9 protein-coding genes are annotated in these 18766 nt (G+C 71.4%); 5 read left to right on the top strand and 4 right to left on the bottom strand.

Annotation, left to right across the window (positions count from 1 at the left end):
* The coding region (locus ABD329_RS26860; RefSeq protein ID WP_344317013.1) for a type I polyketide synthase at positions 1–1494 on the bottom strand (1494 nt) is incomplete at its 3' end.
* Positions 1495–1535: 41 nt separating this feature from the next.
* Positions 1536–8786 carry a type I polyketide synthase gene (locus tag ABD329_RS26855; RefSeq protein WP_344317012.1) on the bottom strand — a complete coding sequence of 2417 codons (7251 nt, stop codon included), beginning with the start codon at positions 8784–8786 and terminating at the stop codon, positions 1536–1538.
* A 244-nt stretch (positions 8787–9030) separates the two neighbouring features.
* Here ABD329_RS26855 and ABD329_RS26850 point away from each other — a divergent pair, with 244 nt between their 5' ends.
* From ABD329_RS26850 to ABD329_RS26835, 4 genes are all read left to right on the top strand, one after another.
* Positions 9031–9843, top strand: coding sequence for an SAM-dependent methyltransferase (locus tag ABD329_RS26850; protein WP_198277469.1), 813 nt, complete (start codon positions 9031–9033; stop codon positions 9841–9843).
* 738 nt (positions 9844–10581) lie between these two features.
* Entirely contained in the window at positions 10582–11352 is a 771-nt protein-coding gene (locus tag ABD329_RS26845; protein WP_198277470.1) for an AfsR/SARP family transcriptional regulator, read from the top strand.
* A gap of 27 nt (positions 11353–11379) precedes the next feature.
* Entirely contained in the window at positions 11380–11610 is a 231-nt protein-coding gene (locus ABD329_RS26840) for a DUF5988 family protein (protein WP_198277481.1), read from the top strand.
* Positions 11611–11697: 87 nt separating this feature from the next.
* Positions 11698–13593, top strand: coding sequence for a Xaa-Pro dipeptidyl-peptidase (locus ABD329_RS26835; protein ID WP_198277471.1), 1896 nt, complete (start codon positions 11698–11700; stop codon positions 13591–13593).
* A 30-nt stretch (positions 13594–13623) separates the two neighbouring features.
* On the opposite strand, the gene ABD329_RS26830 is transcribed toward ABD329_RS26835, so the two are convergent.
* Positions 13624–14511 carry a class I SAM-dependent methyltransferase gene (locus ABD329_RS26830; protein WP_198277472.1) on the bottom strand — a complete coding sequence of 296 codons (888 nt, stop codon included), beginning with the start codon at positions 14509–14511 and terminating at the stop codon, positions 13624–13626.
* Between the two features lie 343 nt (positions 14512–14854).
* Between ABD329_RS26830 and ABD329_RS26825 the strand changes: the two genes are divergently transcribed.
* The gene (locus tag ABD329_RS26825; RefSeq protein WP_198277473.1) at positions 14855–16024 is read left to right on the top strand and encodes a CapA family protein; all 1170 of its coding nucleotides are present in this window, start codon (positions 14855–14857) and stop codon (positions 16022–16024) included.
* A 20-nt stretch (positions 16025–16044) separates the two neighbouring features.
* On the opposite strand, the gene ABD329_RS26820 is transcribed toward ABD329_RS26825, so the two are convergent.
* A complete protein-coding gene (locus ABD329_RS26820) occupies positions 16045–18705 on the bottom strand; it encodes an ATP-dependent Clp protease ATP-binding subunit (RefSeq protein ID WP_198277474.1) in 2661 nt (886 codons plus the stop codon).
* Positions 18706–18766 lie beyond the last annotated feature (61 nt).

Below are 18766 nucleotides of genomic sequence, written 5' to 3'. Positions count from 1 at the left end.
ACCCACCCATTCAGCCAACGCCCCAGCCTGCCCCCGCAACGCCTCCACACTCCGCCCCGACACCACCCACGGCACCGTGCCCATGTCCGAGGACACCGTCGGCGCATCCTCCTCAGGAGCCTGCTCCAGGATCAGATGGGCGTTCGTACCGGAGATGCCGAACGACGACACCGCCGCACGGCGGGGCCGCTCCAGGCGAGGCCACTCCACCGGCTCGTTCAGCAGCCGCAGTCCGCTGCCCTCCCACTCCACATGTGGGGTGGGCTCGTTTAGATGCAGGTTCGCGGGCAGCGTGGGGTGCCGGAGGGCCATCACCATCTTGATCACGCCCGCCACACCGGCCGCCGCGTGCGTATGGCCGATGTTGGACTTCAGCGAGCCCAACAGCAGTGGCCGGTCGGCGGGGCGGTTCTGGCCGTACGTGGCGATCAGGGCCTCGGCCTCGATCGGGTCGCCGAGTTTGGTGCCGGTGCCGTGTGCCTCGAGGGCGTCCACATCGCCCGGGCCCAACTGGGCGTTGGCCAGCGCTTGGCCGATGACGCGTTCCTGGGCCACGTCGTTGGGCGCGGTGAGGCCGTTGCTGGCGCCGTCCTGGTTGATGGCCGAGCCCCGGATCACGGCCAGCACCCGACGGCCGTTGCGGCGGGCCTCCGACAGTCGCTCCAGCACCACCAGCCCTACGCCTTCGGAGAAGCCGGTGCCGTCCGCGTCGGCGGCGAAGGACTTGCACCGGCCGTCCGGGGCCAGGGCGCGCTGCCGGGAGAACTCGGTGAACATGATGGGGGTGGCGAGCGAGGTGACACCGCCCGCCAGGGCCAGGGTGCACTCGCCCTGCCGCAGTGCCTGCACCGCCAGATGCATGGCCACGAGCGAGGCCGAGCAGGCGGTGTCCACGGTCACCGCCGGCCCCTCCAGACCGAAGGTGTAGGCCACCCGGCCCGAGATCACACTGGTGAGTCCGCCCGTGGTGGCGTAACCCTCGAATCCCTCGGGGATGCGCGGGGCGCGGGAAAGATAGTCCTGGCTGGACACACCGGCGTAGACGCCCGTGCGGGTCCCCTTCAGCGACACCGGATCGATACCGGCACGCTCCAGGGACTCCCAGGCCATCTCCAGCACCAGCCGCTGCTGCGGGTCCATGGCGAGCGCTTCCCTGGGGCTGATGCCGAAGAACGCCGCGTCGAAGCGGTCCGCCTCGACGAATCCGCCCTGGCGGACACAGCTGGTGCCGTAGTGCTCCGGATCGGGGTGGTAGAGGTTCTCCAGGTCCCAGCCGCGGTCCGTCGGGAAGTCCCCGATCGCGTCGACGCCCGAGACGAGCAGTTCCCACAGCTCCTCCGGGGAGGTGACCCCGCCGGGGAAGCGGCAGGCCATGCCGACCACGGCCACCGGCTCGTGGTGACGCTCCTCCACCTCGCGCAACCGCAGACGCGTGTCGTGCAGATCGGCGGAAACGCGCTTGAGGTACTCGACCAGCTTCTCTTCGTTCGCCATGAGGGTCACCCGGCCTTCAGCGATCGTCGCGCCCGGCACATTCAGGACACACCAAGCTCGTTGTCAATAAACTCAAGGACCTGATCCGCGGAGGCGGACTCCAGCCTCTGGGCCGCGCTCATCTCATCCGTCGGCTGCCGTGGCAACTGCGTGCTCGTGCTCGGAGGGACGATCGCGGTGGGGGTGGCGTCGGTGCCGTCGGAGGTCAGCCGTCGCACAAGGTGGTGGGCGATGCCTTCCGGGGTCGGATATCTGAAGATCAGGGCCGCGGGCAGCCGCAGACCAGTAGCGGCCGCGAGGCGATCGCGCAGTTCGACGGCGGTCAGGGACTCGAAGCCCAGCTCCTTGAAGCTGGCGTCGGGGTGCACCGCCTCGGCATCGGTGTGCCCCAGCACGGTGGCGGCGTGGTCGCGCACCAGGCCGAGGAGGGTGCGATAGCGCTCCACGGCCGACAGCCGGGCCAGCCGGGCGGCCCAGTCGACGGACGACGCTCCGGGGGCGGCAGCGGCGGCGCGCCGCCGTACGCTTCCGCCACCGGCACTTTCGGTCGCCCCCCGGCCGGTGTTCAGGGAGCGCAGCTGGTCGGCGTCGGCGGGGCGCAGCACCAGCGCGTCGATCGTCAGCACCGGGGCGCCCACGGCATCCGCGACGACGACCCGCAGTTCACGCTCGCGCCCGGGCTCGCCGTCGGGCTCGGGGGCCCGCGGACGGGGGATGAGTCGGACGCGTACGGCGGTGGCCTCGGCCGCCCACAGGGACACACCGCTGATGGTGAACGGCAGCCACATCCGGCCGTCGCCCTCCTCCCCCCGAGTCCCGTCCATCCGTTCCACCCCGTCCATCAGCAGCGTCGGGTGCAGCACCGCGTCCAGCAGGGCGGGGTGAATTCCGAAGCCGGCGGGCTCTCCCGCGGCCTCGGGCAGCTCCACATCGGCGAGCAGATCCGCGCCGTCCCGCCACACCGCGCGCAGCCCCTGGAACGCGGCGCCGTAGGCGTATCCGGATGTGGCGATCCGTTCGTAGAACCCGTCGGTGTCCACCGGCCGCGCTCCCGGTGGGGGCCAGGTCCCGGACAGCTCCCCCGACGGGCTTTCCGGTACGGCGGGGCCGAGGACGCCCACGGCATGGCACGTCCAGTCGGTGCCGCCAACCGTGCGCAGGCCGTCGTCGGGGAGGGAGTAGATCGCGATGTCGGCCCGTCCGTCGTCGGCGGACGGGCCCACCACCACCTGGACACACCGGCCGCCCGTCGCGGGCATCACCAGCGGCAGCCGCAGCGCGAGCTCCTCCACCACACCGCGGCCGGCCTCGTCGGCCGCCCGGAGCGCCCACTCCACCAGTGCGGCTCCGGGCACCAGGGCCACGTCCGCCACCACATGGGCGGCGAGCCAGCCGTGCGTCTGCGGGGAGAGCCGTCCGGTCAGCACCTGGCCACTGCCGTCGGCGAGCCGCACCGCGGCGCGCAGCAGCGGGTGGTCCGCGGCGACCAGGCCGAGGGCGGCGGGGTCCCCGCCGGGCCCGCCGGGGGCGTCCAGCCAGTAGCGCCGGCGCTGGAAGGCGTACGTGGGCAGTTCGACCGTACGGGGTGTGGGGTCGGCCGGGAAGGCGGCCGACCAGTCCACTTCGGCCCCGGCGATGAACGCCTGCGCGACCGACTTCGTCAGCTGGGCCAGGTCCCCGTGGTCGCGCCGCAGGGTGGGCACCGCGGCGGCGCCGATCTCGGCGTGCTCAAAGCTCTCCCGCATCGCCATGGTGAGGACGGGATGGGTGCTGGCCTCGATGAACACCCGATGTCCAGCCGCCAGCAGTGCCTCGACGGCATCGGCGAACCGCACCCGCTCCCGCAGATTCCGCACCCAGTAGTCCGTGTCCAGGACGGATACACCGGTCCGGCCGCCGGTCACGGTGGAGTAGAACACCACCCCGGAGGTTCCGGGGGTCTCGACCGGCTCAACTCCCCCGAAGAGATCGGTGAGTTCATCGGTGATCTCATCGACCTGGGGGCTGTGCGAGGCGTAGTCCACCTCGATCATCCGCGCCCGCTCGCCCGCGTCCTGACACGCGGCCACCACGGTGGCCACCTGCTCCGGCGGCCCGGAGACGACGGTGGACTCGGGCCCGTTCACGACCGCCACCACGACCGCGGCGACCCGGTCGCCCAGCGCGGTCAGCAGCTCCTCGGCCCGCTCGTGGCCCAGTGCCAGCGAGGCCATGGCCCCGCCCCCGGCGAGTCGCCGCAGGGCCCGGCTGCGCAGCGCCACGATCTTCGCAGCGTCCTCCAGGGACAGCGCTCCCGCCACCACGGCCGCCGCGATCTCGCCCTGGCTGTGGCCCACCACGGCGGCGGGGCGCACACCGTACTCGGCCCATACGGCGGCCACGGACACCATCGCCGCCCAGAGCACCGGCTGCACCACATCCACCCGGCTCAGCTCGGCGGCGCCTTCGGCACCTCGCAGGACATCGGTGAGCGACCAGTCGACGTGGGGCGCGAGCGCTCGTTCGCACTCCGCCACCCGGGCGGCGAACACCGGTGAGGCGTCGAGCAGTCCGGCGCCCATCCCGATCCACTGCGAGCCCTGCCCGGGGAACACCAGCACCGGGCCCGCGTCAACTGACGCGCCGGAGCGGGTGACGCCGGGGCCCGCGACGCCCGGATGCGTCTCGTCGGCCGCCAACGCCTCGAGGGCGGTGCGGAGTTCGGCACCGTCCGCGCCGACCACCACCGCACGGTGGTCGAACGCCGTCCGGGTGGTGATCAGCGACCAGCCCACGTCCCGGGGTGACAGCGTGTTGTCCGCGGCCGTGTGGGCGGCCAGCTCCCGGGCCTGTCCCCGCAGGGCCTCGGCGCTGCGGGCGGACAACACCCAGGGCACCGGGCGGTCGTCCTCGTCCGTACGCGTGCCGCTGGGGGCCGGCTCCGGTTCGGGGGCCTGTTCCACGATCAGATGCGCGTTGGTGCCGCTGATGCCGAAGGAGGACACGCCCGCGCGGCGGGGGCGTTCGTCGCGCGGCCACTCCACCGGCTCGGTCAGCAGCCGCACCGCGCCGCTGTCCCAGTTGACGTGGGGGCTGGGCGCGTCGATGTGCAAGGTGGCGGGCAGCACTCCGTGCCGCATGGCCATCACCATCTTGATGACGCCCGCCACACCGGCCGCTGCCTGGGGGTGGCCGATGTTGGACTTCAGCGAGCCCAGCCACAGGGGCCGCTCTTCCGGCCGTTCCCGCCCGTACGTGGCCAGCAGCGCCTGCGCCTCGATCGGGTCGCCCAGCGTGGTGCCGGTGCCATGGGCCTCGATGGCGTCCACCTCGGACGGGGACAGCCGGGCGTCGGCGAGGGCCTGGCGGATCACCCGCTGCTGGGAGGGGCCGTTGGGCGCGGTCAGGCCGTTGGAGGCGCCGTCCTGGTTGACGGCCGAGCCCCGGATCACCGCGAGCACCCGATGGTCGTTCCGCCGGGCGTCGGACAGCCGCTCCAGGAGCAGCAGGCCGACCCCCTCGCCCCATCCGGTGCCGTCGGCGGCGGCCGCGAACGGCTTGCACCGCCCGTCGGGGGCCAGGCCGCGCTGGCGGGAGAAGCCGGTGAACATGCCGGGTGCGGCCATCACCGTGACCCCTCCGGCCAGGGCGAGCGCGCACTCGTCCTGCCGCAGCGCCCGTACCGCGAGATGGATGGCCACGAGCGACGACGAGCACGCCGTGTCCACCGAGACCGCGGGCCCCTCCAGGCCGAAGGTGAACGCCACCCGGCCGGACACCACGCTCGGGGTGGCGCCGGTCAGCAGATGGCCGTCGAGCCCCTGGGGCGCCTCGTGCAGCCGGGGGCCGTAGTCCTGGGGCATCACTCCGACGAACACCCCGGTGGGGCTGGACCGGAGGGCGGTTGAGCGGATGCCCGCCCGTTCGAAGGTCTGCCACGCGGTTTCCAGCAGCAGCCGCTGCTGTGGGTCGGTGGCGAGCGCCTCCCGGGGGCTGATCCCGAAGAACTCCGCGTCGAATTCCGGTGCGTCGTAGAGGAAGCCGCCCTCGTGGGCGTAGCTGGTGCCGGGGCGGTCCTGGTCGGGGTCGAAGAGTCCGGCCAGGTCCCAGCCGCGGTCCCGGGGGAACTCCCCGATCGCGTCGACGCCCTCGGCCACCAGCCGCCACAGCGCCTCGGGCGAGTCGACCCCGCCGGGGAAGCGGCAGCCCATGGCCACCACCGCGATCGGTTCGTCGGCTTCGTGCGCTGCGGGAGTCGTCGGCGCGGGCGGGGTGGCGGCGGGGGCGGTGTGGGCGCGCAGATGGTCGGCGACGGCCAGCGGCGTGGGGTGGTCGAAGGTGAGCGTGGCGGTCAGGGGCAGCCCGGTGGCGGCGCCGAGCCGCTCGCTGAGCTCGGTCGCCGCGAGTGAGTCGAAGCCCAGCTCCTTGAAGGTGAGGCCGGGATCGACGGCGTCCGGCTCGGAGTGTCCGAGGACGAGGGCCACTTGGGTCCGTACGACCTCCAGCGGGTCCCGGTCCGGCCCCGCGTGGCCGGGCTCGGCCGTCTCTTCTGCGGGCGCCGCCTGGTCCGGGGAGTCGTCCGTCCCGCGGGTGTGAGTGTCCCGCGCGGTGGATTCGGGTGTGGTGGCGGGCCAGTAGCGGTCCCGCTGGAAGGCGTACGTCGGCAGCGGGACCCGCCGCCGGGGGTGGCCGCCGCAGACCCGGTCCCAGGCCACCTCGGCGCCGCGGACATGCGCCTGGGCCATGGCGGCGGCGAAGGTGGGTACCTCGGGCCGGTCGCGGCGCAGTGCCGCCACGGCGGCCGGGCGGGGCCGCCCGGGGCCCGGTCCGGGCCGGGCGGCGAGGCACTCGCGGGTCATGGCGGTGAGCGGGGCGTCCGGTCCGAGTTCGAGGAAGGTGGTGACACCGGCGTCCAGGAGGGTGTGCACACCGTCCATGAAGCGCACCGCGTGGCGGGCGTGCCGGGCCCAGTAGTCCGGTGCGGCGAGCTCCGAGGCGATGGCGAGCCGTCCCGTCACATTGGAGACGAGGGGAATGGCCGGTGCGGAGAAGGTCAGTCCGGAGGCCACGGCACGCAGCTCGTCGAGCATGGTGTCCATGTGCGGAGAGTGGAAGGCGTGGCTGACCTTCAGCAGCCGGGCCTTGCGGCCGCGCTCGCGCCACGCGGCGGCGGTCGCGTGGACGGCCTCGTGGTCGCCCGAAATCACCACGGACGAGGGCCCGTTGACCGCGGCGAGGTCCAGCCGGTCCTCCCACCCGGCCAGCAGTCCCGCGGCCTCGTCCGGGTCGGCCTGGAGCGCGGCCATGGCGCCCTTCGCCGTGATGGCCTGCATCAGCCGGCCGCGGGCGGCCACCAGGGCGCAGGCGTCGGGCAGGGTGAGCACACCGGCCACATGGGCCGCGGCGATCTCGCCGACCGAGTGGCCCATCAGATGGCCGGGGGTGAGCCCCCAGGACTCGGCCAGCCGGTAGAGGGCCACCTCGATGGCGAACAGCGCGGGCTGGGTGTACGAGGTGCGATCGAGCAACGCCGCTCGGGGGGACGGGGGCTGGGCGGACAGCACGTCGCGCAGCGGCTCCGCCAACTGCCCGTCCAGACAGTCGCACACCTGGTCCAGCGCAGCGGCGAAGTCCGGATGGGCGGCGTACAGTTCACGGCCCATGGCCGCGCGCTGGCTGCCCTGGCCGCTGAAGAGCACGGCGAGGCCGCCGTCCGTGGCCCTGCCCCGCATCACTCCTGGGGTCTCCGCGCCGTTGGCCAGCGCGTCCAGTCCGCTCAGCAGCTCGTCGGCGCCCTCGCCGAGGATCACGGCGCGGTGGGCGAAGGCGGTCCGGGTGGTGGCCAGGGAGTGTCCGATGGCGGCCGGGGAGAGGCCGTCGTGGTCCGCGAGATGGTCCCGTAGCCGCCCGGCCTGGGCGCGCAGCGCCGCGGGGGTCTTCGCGGAGACCGGCCAGGCCACGACCGGGGGCGCGGGGGTGTCGGCGGGGGCGGGCGCGGATACGGGCGCGGGCGCTTCGCCGAGGACGAGGTGGCAGTTGGTGCCGCCCATGCCGAAGGAGCTGACCCCGGCGAGCAGCGGCCGGTCCGGGCGGGGCCACTCGCCGAGCCGGTCCTGGACCCGCAGTCCGAGTTCGGCCAGCGGGATCCGCGGGTTCGGGGTGGCGAAGTGGAGGCTGGCCGGGAGCAGCCGGTGGGTGATGCCGAGAGCGGTCTTGAGCAGTCCTACGATGCCCGCGGCGCCCTCGAGGTGGCCCACGTTGGTCTTGGCGGAGCCGACGAGCAGCGGTGTGCCGTCGGTCCGTACGGTGCCGAGCGCGGCGCCGAGGGCCGCCGCCTCGACGGGGTCGCCGACGGGGGTCCCGGTGCCGTGCAGCTCGACGTACTGAACCGCGTCGGGTGAGACTCCGGCCCGCAGGTGGGCGGTGCGCACCACGTCCTCCTGGGCCGCCGGGCTGGGGGACGTCAGCCCGTCGGTGGCGCCGTCGTTGTTGACGGCGCTCGCGTGGATGACGCAGTACACCGGGTCGCCGTCGCGTTCGGCCGCGGCGAGTGGCTTGAGGAGGACCGCCGCGCCGCCCTCGCCACGGACGAATCCGTTGGCGCGGGCGTCGAAGGTGTGGCAGCGCCCGTCCGGGGAGAGCCCGCCGAACTGGGCGGCGGCGGCCGCCATGCTGTCCTCGGTGAGGATGAGGTTGACGCCGCCGGCCAGGGCCAGGGTGCACTCCTGGCGGCGCAGGCTCTCGCAGGCGGTGTGCACGGCCACCAGCGAGGAGGACTGTGCGGTGTCGACGGTGAGGCTGGGGCCGCGCAGACCGTAGCCGTGGGAGACCCGGTTGGCGATGATGCTGCGGTGGACACCGGTCATGGCGTGCCGGGTGGCCGCGGTGCCCCGGCGCAGCAGGGCGGCGTACTCGTCCCAGATGGCGCCGACGAACACACCGGTCGGGGTGTCCTTCAGCGTGCCGGGGCGGATTCCCGCGTCCTCGAACGCCTCCCAGGCGAGTTCGAGCATCAGCCGCTGCTGCGGGTCCATGGCCGTGGCCTCGCGGGGCGAGATGCCGAAGAAGGAGGCGTCGAACGTGTCGACGCGGTCCAGGAAGCCGCCGTACCAGGCGGGGGCCGATCGGCCATCAGTGGCGGAGGCGCCGGTCGGGCGGCGGTCGTCCGGCATGGTGGTGATGGCGTTCCCACCCTGCCGCAGCAGCCGCCAGAAGGCCGACGGGCTGGGTGCGTGGGGCAGGCGGCAGGCCATTCCCACCACGGCGATGGGCTCCGCGTGCTGAGGTGTGCGGGTGGGCTCGGCGCTATCCATCGCACCCCATACGGCGCTCGGCGAACGGCTGTGTGTTCGTGGTCATGTGCGGCACTCCCGCTCCGGATTGATGATCGGTGCGAGCATGTGGCCCATCGTGGGGCGCGGTTCTAAAGCAAGACCAAATGGGCCACGGCCGGTGACTTTAGAGACGCGTTACCGGAACCCCGGACGATCGCTTGAGCGGGTGAGCCTTGATGTGCCCTGGGCCGACCCGATCTTTCGAGCGCACAGGAGGAGTGCCATGACCTCTCCCTCGGCCGTGCCGCCAGGCGGCACGGTGTCGGACTACTACAGCTCGCTGGGCCCGCTTCTACAGATGGCGTGGGACGACAACTTCCACTTCGGCTACTGGGACGGCCCGTCCGATACCCGTTCGGTGCAAGAGGCCACCGATCGCTTCACGGATCTGCTGATCGAACGGCTGCGGGTGGGGCCGGGAGACCGGGTACTGGATGTCGGCTGCGGTATCGGGAAACCGGCGATGCGGCTGGCGTCCGCCACCGGTGCCAATGTCCTGGGCGTCACGATCAGCGAGCTCCAGGTCAAACAGGCGGCCGAATCCGCCCGGCTGGCCGAGCTGTCCGACCGGGTGGCATTCCAATACGCCGACGCCATGGCGATGCCTTTCGACGACGCGGCTTTCGACGCCGTACTCGCATTCGAATCGATCAATCACATGGACCGTCCGACGGCGCTCCGGGAGATGGCCCGTGTACTGCGGCCCGGTGGCCGGGTGGTGCTCACGGATGTCACCCCGCCGAGCGACGGCAGTTATCAGCCGGACGACGACCCCGCCGTGGTCACCTCGCTGACCCGGCTGGAGGACTGGCCCGGGCTGGTCGGTGACGCCGGGCTGGTGCTCGATGAGCTGACCGATGTCACCGAGAACACCAAGGACACCGCCAACCGCATGATCGACGGCATCCTGCGCTGTCGCCGCGAGTTCGAGGCGCGCCACGGGGTCAGCGTGCAGGAGGTGCTGGACGCCGCCAAGTCGGCGCTGCCCGCCGTGCCCAGTGCCGGCTGCGCCATCGTGGTGGCCCACAAGCCCTGAATCGACGGGCGGCGGACGGCAAACCTGACGATTATTCGAGAATCCTTCATGGGTCCGGCGCAGACGGAATTTTCCGCTCCTCATCAAAGCGGCGCCAAGGGGCCCATGATCTCGCAAGTTGCGCTTGTCCCGGCCGATGTGATCCGCGTATTCTCTTTCGCGGACTGCAACACCTCAAGTGCGGGATATCCGGACTCCGATCTTCCGGACCGTATTGCGAATACCCGCTCCGCACCGTCGAGGACGCCGCCTCGAGGGCGCGTATATCCGGATTCTAGGTGAGGTGGGTAGTCATAGGACTCGCTTACGATGTGGGGCACCTGCCGAAGGCGTCGATCTCGTCCATCCTCTGATTCCTCGGCAGGCCCGCGATAAAAGAGGGGTGAGTAATGGCAGTCGCGAACGGCGTGCGTCAGTGGATCCGGCGGCCCCGCCCGTCCCCGTCCAGTGCGGAGCGGCCGGACCACTTTCCACACGCAAGCGGCTCGGCAAGTGCCCACTTCCCATCCCCTTCGGGGTCACCGGACTCCGGGGACGTGACAATTCCAGCGCGCCACCCGGACGGCAGGGGTCGACGATCCGCATGGATCGCCAGAGCCCGACCCGCACACGCGTTCGCCTCCGGAAGCAGACCGCCCTCGAAATCGAAAGAACATACAGACAACCCCGCGGGCAATTCCGGCAAAGGCGCCGACTGTCCCATGACCGCACTCGTCGGCGACTCGGATGGGGCACATCGTGCGATATGAGATCATGGGACCTCTCCGTGTAGTGGAAGAGGAGAGGAAATTAACTATCAGGGCGCGGAAGATCGAGGTCCTGTTGACCGTCCTCCTCGTCCGCGCCGATCAAGTGGTCCCGATCGACCAGCTCATCACGGAGATCTGGGGGGAGTATCCGCCGCGCCGGGCGATCGCCGGGCTCCATGTGTATGTCTCCCAGATCCGTAAGTTCCTGCGCCGGCCCGGCCAGAACGAAAGCCCCGTTATCACCCGCCCGCCGGGATATGTCCTGCGGCTGGGCCACGACCGTCTCGACTTCCACTGCTTCGAACGGCTGGTGTGCGAGGGCCGGGACCATCTGCGGGAGCGGCGTTACCAGCAGGCCACGGCGACTTTCGAAAGCGCGCTCGATCTCTGGCGCGATCCATTGCTGGACGACGTATGTCATGGGCCGATCCTCGAAGGCTTTCAGACATGGCTGAAGGAAGCCCGGCTGGAATGCATCGAGATGCTGACGGATTCCCGGCTCATGCTCGGCCGCCATCGCGAGCTGGTGAGCGATCTGTATCAGCTGACCACCGAGCATCCCTTGCGGGAGGCACTGCACCGTCAGTTGATGCTGGCGCTCTACCGCTGTGGCCGCCGGGCGGACGCCTTGCATGTGTATCAAGCGGCGCGCAAGACGCTCAACGAAGAACTCGGGCTCGAGCCGTGCCGGGCCCTTCAGGACATGCAGCAGGCCATCCTCACCTCGGATGACCGACTGGAACTGCATGTTCCCGCTTGAGGAGGACCGCATAAGGAGGTGGAGATATTGAGCGAACACGTCAGTTATCTGTCCGAGGGCAGGCCGATCGAGGTCGTCCTCGAAGGCGGACCGGACGATCTGCCCCGGGCATTCCGAACCGGGCGGTCGACGCTCACCAGCAAGAAGCTCAAAATCCAGCACCGCGATGGATACGAGCACTTCGAACTCGTCAACGATTCCGCTGACATCACCACAGCGATCTTTCGCTGGACCATGCGCACGAAAATCGCCGAGTAGCCTCCATGGCTCCGGAACCCCGGGATCGCCGACCGGCCACCGCCGGCCCGGCGGTCCCGGGCCGGGGGCCGTGGCCAGGAGGTCCGTATGCGTACTTCACGATGGCGCGGGGTCCTGATCGCCGCGCTCACGATGTCCACAGCCGTTGCCGCACTGCCCGCCGGGCCCGCCTCGGCCCGGACATCCGCCGCCCCCGCCACCAAGGTGGTGGACGGCCGCACCCAGCCGGTGTTCTCCTACGCGGACGCCGTGCGTGAGCATCTGATGGTCCAAACGCCCGTCGACAGTGACGGCGATGGCCACAAGGACCGGGTCGCGGTGGACATCATCCGGCCCCAGGAGACCCAGCGGGGTCTCGAGGTGCCGGTCATCATGTCGGCCAGCCCGTACAACGACACCGTGGGCCGTGGCTTCGAGTCGGAGCGGAAGAGCTACGACGCCCAGGGCAACCCGGCCAAGTTCCCTCTCTTCTACGACAATTACTTCGTGCCGCGCGGCTACGCCGTGGTCGATGTCGATGTGACCGGCACCGGCGGATCCGACGGCTGTCTGACGGTCGGTGGCGCCGCCGACGTGGCCGCCGCCAAGGCCACGATCGACTGGCTGGGCGGCCGCGCCACGGCGTACGCGGCCGACGGCAGCGAGGTGAAAGCCTCCTGGTCCACCGGCAAGGTGGGCATGATCGGCCACTCGTACGAGGGCATGCTGGCCAACGCAGTGGCGGGCACCGGGGTGGAGGGGCTGGAGACCGTCGTCCCGATCTCCGGAGTCAGCTCTTGGTACGAGTTCGCCCGCACCAACGGCGCCAAGCACTGGAACGGTTTCGCCTCGTATCTGACCACCGCGCTGGACACCGACCCGCCCCAGAAGTGCCAGGCGGTGCGCGAGCGGTTGCAGGCCGGTGAGGACGACGCCACCGGCAACTACAACGCCCACTGGGATGAGCGCAATTACATCGCGCGGCCCGCACCCGAGGTGAGCAAGGTGCGCGCGAGCGTCCTCGCCGCGCATGACATCAACGACTACAACATCCGGATCAACCAGCTCGCGAACTGGTGGGACGCGCTGGCCCAGCGCGGAGTGCCACGCAAACTGTGGCTGGGCCGCTACGGCCACACCGATCCGTTCGACTGGCCCGGTCGGCGCGCGCGGTGGGTCGACACCGTGCACCGGTGGTTCGACCACTGGCTGTACGGCATCCAGAACGGAATCATGGACGAGCCCCGCGTCGATCTACAGACCGGCCCGGACACCTGGACGACCCAGGCCGACTGGCCCGCGGCCACCTCCTCGGTCCCCCTGCACCCCGGGCCCGACGGCTCGCTGGCGCTGAGTCCCGCGAGCGGCGCCGGGACCTTCACCGACACCAAGCTGAGCGAGGCGGATCTCACCGCCGATCCCTCGGCGAACCGCCCTGGCCGGCTGGCGTTCGTCACCCCGCCACTGCGCACCGGGGTACGGCTCTCCGGCACGCCCACCGCCGATCTGCGGGTCACGCTCGACAAGCCGACATCGAACCTCACCGCGCTGCTCGTGGACTACGGCGAGGACGAACGGATCGACTGGAACCGCAACGAACCCCAGAACCGGATCCACGACGGTCTGCGGGGGCTGGACGAGGAGTCCTGCCACGGGGAGAGCACCGTCCAGGACGACGCCTGCTACCAGCAGACCGCCAATGTGACGGCGCGCAGATCCTCCGAGGTGATCGCCCGGGGCTGGATGGACGCCCAGAACCGGCACTCGCTCACCACCCCCGAGCCGCTGGCCCCCGGCCGGTCCTACCGGATCACCTGGAAGACCCTGCCGGGCGACTACGAGCTCAAGCCGGGCCATCGGCTGGGGCTGGTCCTCGGCGGTACCGACGCCGACTTCCTCTACTTCGAGGACGCGACCAGGGCGAGGGTGACGGTGGACCTGGGGGGCAGCCGGGTCTCCGTACCGGTGACCGTTGCCGGCGATCTCCGCACCTCCCTTCGCTGACAGACGCCTTGACGAGGCCCGGGCCGCCGCTCACCGGCGGTCCGGGCCCAGTCCCGGGTCCACGCGCTGAGCCCCCGTCCAGGCGTGGATCAGATGGGCGCCGAGGTCCGCGTGGTCCGCGGCACCGCGGGGGCCGCTCTCGTACCGGGCCGTGAGGTCGCGGTAGCGGATGTCCTCCGTCGTGGAGAAGCCCAGTCGGCGCAATTCGTCCGCGAGCTCTTCGGGGGTGAAGAAGCTGAGGAAGGGCTCACCGGCCTCGGCGGCCCACGCCGCGCGCGCCTCGTGCACGGCGCGTTGCTCCGGTGGCAGCGCGTCCGGCGGCTCACCGTAGTCGAAGACCACGCCCGAGCCGTCCGGCAGGGCCGCGACAAAGCCGAGCGTGTCCAGCACGGCGGTGTGGGTCAGATACGGCACCACCCCGAGCCAGAGGAAGAACGCCGGGCGGGCCGGGTCGAAGCCCGCCGCGGTCAGCCCGTCGGCCAGGCCCTGCCGCTCGAAGTCCACCGGCGCGAAGGTCAGTGACGGCGGTACGGGGATTTCCGCGGCGGACAGACGGTCGCGCTTCCACTCCTGGGTGGCGGGATGGTCCACCTCGAACACCCGGAGGCCCTCCGCCTCGTACGGATTGCGGCAGCCGAAGGTGTCCAGCCCCGCCCCGAGCGCCACCGCCTGCCGTACCCCGCGTGCCACCGCGGCCGCGACGGCGTCCTCGGCGAACCGCGCACGGGCCGCCACGGACAGCCGTACGCCCTCGCGCTCGGGGTGGAAGGCCGCATCGAGGACGGGGTCGTCCGCGTCGGCGGCGAGGATACGGAGCGCCAGCGGGTCGTAGAACACCCGGCCGCCCTCCAGCTCCTGGTGAGCGGCGCGGAACGCGGCCGCGCCGCGGGCGGTGATGCTGGGTCGGCCGATCTGCATGGCGCGTCCTCCCCCGAGGTCACCGCGGATGCCGCGAGCGACACCTTCATGGTGTCAGCTCCGCACCCCGCGCGCACCGCTAACGGCCCCTGTTTACACGGGAGTTACGCGATGAACGGCCACCCGGGGACCGTCCCGGCGGCGGCGCCGCGCGACGGGCGGGCATTGTCCCATCGACGACCTCCGGACAGGGGTTGACCGGGCCCATCGGGTGCAACCGATCGGCCGAACCGGTGAAGCTCCCCACCACTCCGCAAGCCCCTCTGATGTCGTGCAATAAATACGACAATCCGACAATCAGAACAAAAGGGTCCGGCATGGCCGGACCAGTGCGGAGTGCACCGTGTCCCATCACCCACGCCATCGGACGGCGCTTCTCGCCGTCGCCCTGCTCGGCGCCGCCACCGCGTGCGGCAGCGGGACACCGGCCGCCCCGAAGGCCGAGGAGAAACCGTCGAAGACCTCGGCGGCGGCCAGAAGCGGGTCCATGAAGAACTTCACCCTCGTGGCCACCGGCGATCTACTGGTGCACGCCTCGGTCATCCGGCAGGCGAAGGCGGACTCGGGCGGTGAGAGCTATGACTTCCGGCGCATGATCCGGGCGGCCGCACCCATCGTCGCCCGGGCCGACCTGGCCATCTGCCATATGGAGACCGTCTACGGGGCCGCCCACGGGCCGTTCACCGGCTATCCGACCTTCAAGACCCCACCGCAGCTCGCCTCGGCCGTGAAGGACATCGGCTACGACTCGTGCTCCACCGCCTCCAACCACACCCTCGACGCAGGTCCCGAAGGGGTGGTCCGCACCCTCGACGCCATGGACAAGGCCGGGCTCAAGCACGCCGGATCGGCCCGTTCCGCCGCCGAGAGCGTCCGCCCCACGATCATGGAGGCCGGTGGCGCCAAGGTGGCCCATCTCGCCTACGCCTACGGCACCAACGGCATCCCGGTCCCCAAGGGCAAACCGTGGCTGGTCAACCTCATCAATCCGGCGCGGATCATCAAGGACGCGCGGGCCGCGCGGCGCGCCGGGGCCGATGTGGTCGTCGTCAGCGTGCACTGGGGCACCGAGTGGCAGCAGGCGCCGGACAAGCTCCAGCTCTCGCTCGCCAAGAAGCTCACCGCCGCCAAGGACGGCGGCCGCCGCGACATCGACCTGATCATCGGCACCCACGCCCATATCCCCCAGGCGTACGAGAAGGTCAACGGCACCTGGGTGGTCTACGGCATGGGCGACCAGATCGCCGGGGTCATGCCCGACAAGCGCGGCCAGATGGGCTCGGCGGCGCGCTTCACCTTCACCCCGCCCTCCGCCCCGGGCAGGGCGTGGCAGGTGAAGAAGGCGGAGTACATCCCGCACGCCGTGGACAACGACCCGATCACCTTGGTGAACCTTCCCCGGGCCCTGGAGAAGAGCCCCGGGAACCCGGCTTACACCAGTGCCCTGAGCACCATCCAGGAGGCGGTGCTCAGCCGGGGCGGCAAGAAGGACGGCCTGTCCATGGGGCGTTGACCGGGCTCGCCCCGGTGGCGCTACCGCTCCGGTCGCTCCGTTCCACCCGGCTGCTCCGTCCCGCCCGGCTGCTCCGTCCCGCCCGGCCGCTCCGTGTGACCCGGCGGACCGAGCTGACCCATCGGCTCGGCGGCGTCCTGTGTGTGGAAGGCCAGCCGGTCGTCGTGCACATCGACCCGCACCCGGCTGTGCGCGGGCAGCTCGCCGCCGAGCAGCATCCGGGAGAGCGGGTTGTCGACCTCGCGCTGGATGGTGCGGCGCAGCGGCCGGGCACCGTACTCCGGCTGGTGGCCGTGGGTGGCCAGCCAGTCGACGGCGGCCAGGGTGAACTCCACGCCGACGTCCTGCGCGTGCAGCCGGCGCCGGGTCTCCTCCAGCAGCACATCGGCGATCTGCCGCAGCTGGTCGTCGGCGAGCCGGCGGAAGATGATGATCTCGTCGATGCGGTTGAGGAACTCCGGCCTGAAGTGCTCCCGCAGCGGGCGCAGCACCCGCTCCCGGCGCGCCGCGTCGTCGGCCTCCTCGCCACCGCCGCCGCCGAAGCCCAGGGGGCCACCGCGTCCGGTGATGGCCTCCGAGCCGAGGTTGCTGGTCATCACGATGACGGTGTTCTTGAAGTCGATGGTGCGGCCCTGGGCGTCCGTCAGCCTGCCGTCCTCGAGCACCTGGAGCAGGATGTTGAAGACATCGGGGTGGGCCTTCTCCACCTCGTCCATGAGCAGCAGCGAGTAGGGCTGGCGGCGCACCGCCTCGGTGAGCTGTCCGGCCTCCTCGTGCCCGACGTATCCGGGTGGCGCGCCGACCAGCCGGCTGACGGTGTGCTTCTCCTGGTACTCGCTCATGTCGAGGCGGACCATGCGGTCCTCGCTGCCGAAGAGCGCCTCGGCCAGTGCGCGGGCGAGTTCGGTCTTGCCGACGCCGGTGGGGCCGAGGAAGAGGAAGCTGCCGCTGGGGCGGTTGGGGTCGGCGAGTCCGGCGCGGGCGCGCAGGACCGCGTCGGCCACGGCGGACACGGCCTCCTCCTGCCCGACGACCCGGCGGTGGAGGTGCTCCTCCAGGCTCAGCAGCCGTTCGCGCTCCTCCTGGGTGAGGCTGGAGACGGGGATTCCGGTCTGCCGGGAGACGATCTCGGCGATGTCCTCGACGGTGACCTCGGCGACGCGCCCGCCGTGGTACTGGGTTTCGGATGCCTGCGCGATCCGGTTGTTCAGCTCGGCGATCCGGTCCCGCAGGGAGGTGGCGCGTTCATAGCTCTCGGACGCCACGGCCTGGTCCTTGTCCCGGGTGAGCTGCTCGACCTCCCGCTCCAGGGCGCGCAGATCGGTGCCGCGGGCGCTGGAGCGCAGCCGTACCCGGGCCCCCGCCTGGTCCATGAGGTCGATGGCCTTGTCGGGCAGGAAACGGTCGGTCAGATAGCGGTCGGAGAGCTCGACGGCGGCGAGCAGCGCCTCGTCGGTGTAGCGGACCTGGTGGTGGGCCTCGTAGCGGTCGCGGAGGCCGTGCAGGATGGCGACGGCGTCCGCGGAGGTGGGCTCGGGGACCATGATGGGCTGGAAGCGGCGGGCGAGCGCGGCGTCCTTCTCGATGTACTGGCGGTACTCCCGGAGCGTGGTCGCGCCCATCACGTGCAGTTCGCCACGGGCCAGCGCGGGCTTGAGGAGGTTGCTGGCGTCCATCTGGCCGCCCTCGGAGCCACCGCCGCCGGCGCCGACCACCGTGTGCAGCTCGTCGATGAAGATGATCAATTCGTCGGAGTTGGTGCGGATCTCGTCGACGATGCTGGTCACGCGCTGCTCGAAGTCACCGCGGAAGCGGGTGCCGGCCACGACGCTCGCGATGTCGAGTTGGACGACCCGGCGGCCGAGCAGGATGTCCGGCACATCGGCGTCGGTGATCCGCTGGGCGAGCCCTTCCACGACGGCCGTCTTGCCGACTCCGGCCTCGCCGATGAGGACGGGGTTGTTCTTGCCGCGCCGGGCGAGCACCTCGATGCTCTGCTCGATCTCCTCGTCGCGGCCGATCACCGGGTCGATCCGCCCCTCGCGGGCCAGTTCGGTCAGGTCGCGCCCGAACCGGTCGAGGTTCGGGGTCTTCCGCTGGTCCATGACGGGCCTCTGATCGACCTTGGGGGCGCTCGGGGTGAGGCCGCCGGTCGGCGGGCCGGGGGCCCGGGGTTCGAAGCGGGCGGCGCCCAGGATCTGGCCGGCGGTGGACTCGCGGTTGGCGGCGAGCGCGATCAGCACGTGTTCGGGGCCGATGTACGAGGAGCCGCGCGAGCGGGCTATCTCATGGGCGTCGAGCAACGCCCGTTTGACCGCCGGGGTGACGGCGACCGAGTTGCGCGGCGGTCCGCCCCCCGCCTCCCGGTCGATCTCCGCGGCGATCCGGTCGGGGTCGGCTCCCGCGCGCGAGACCATGGTGCGGGTGGGCTCGGCGGAGAGCGCGGCCCGCAGCAGATGCTCGGTGTCGAGGTCGGTGCTGCCGTGTTCGGCGGCGTACGAGGCGGCGGCCGAGACGAGATGGCGTGCGTTCTCGCTCATCAGCCGGCCGAAGTCGACATGGCGTGAATCGGGCCGCTGCCCGGCCGGCCCGGTCCCGAGGAAGCGTGCGAGGAAGTCGCCGAGTGGATCCGGCCCGAAGTCCTCGGGGCCCTGATTCGGGCCCTCGTTCCCGCTGCCCATATGACCAGTTTACGAGCGATCGAGGCTGATGTCCGCTCCTGGGCGGTGCCGCGGGCGGGCA

The organism is Streptomyces javensis (genome assembly GCF_039525925.1).
GTDB classification, from domain to species: Bacteria; Actinomycetota; Actinomycetes; order Streptomycetales; family Streptomycetaceae; genus Streptomyces; species Streptomyces asiaticus.
This window is presented reverse-complemented; position numbering and strand designations above follow the sequence as displayed.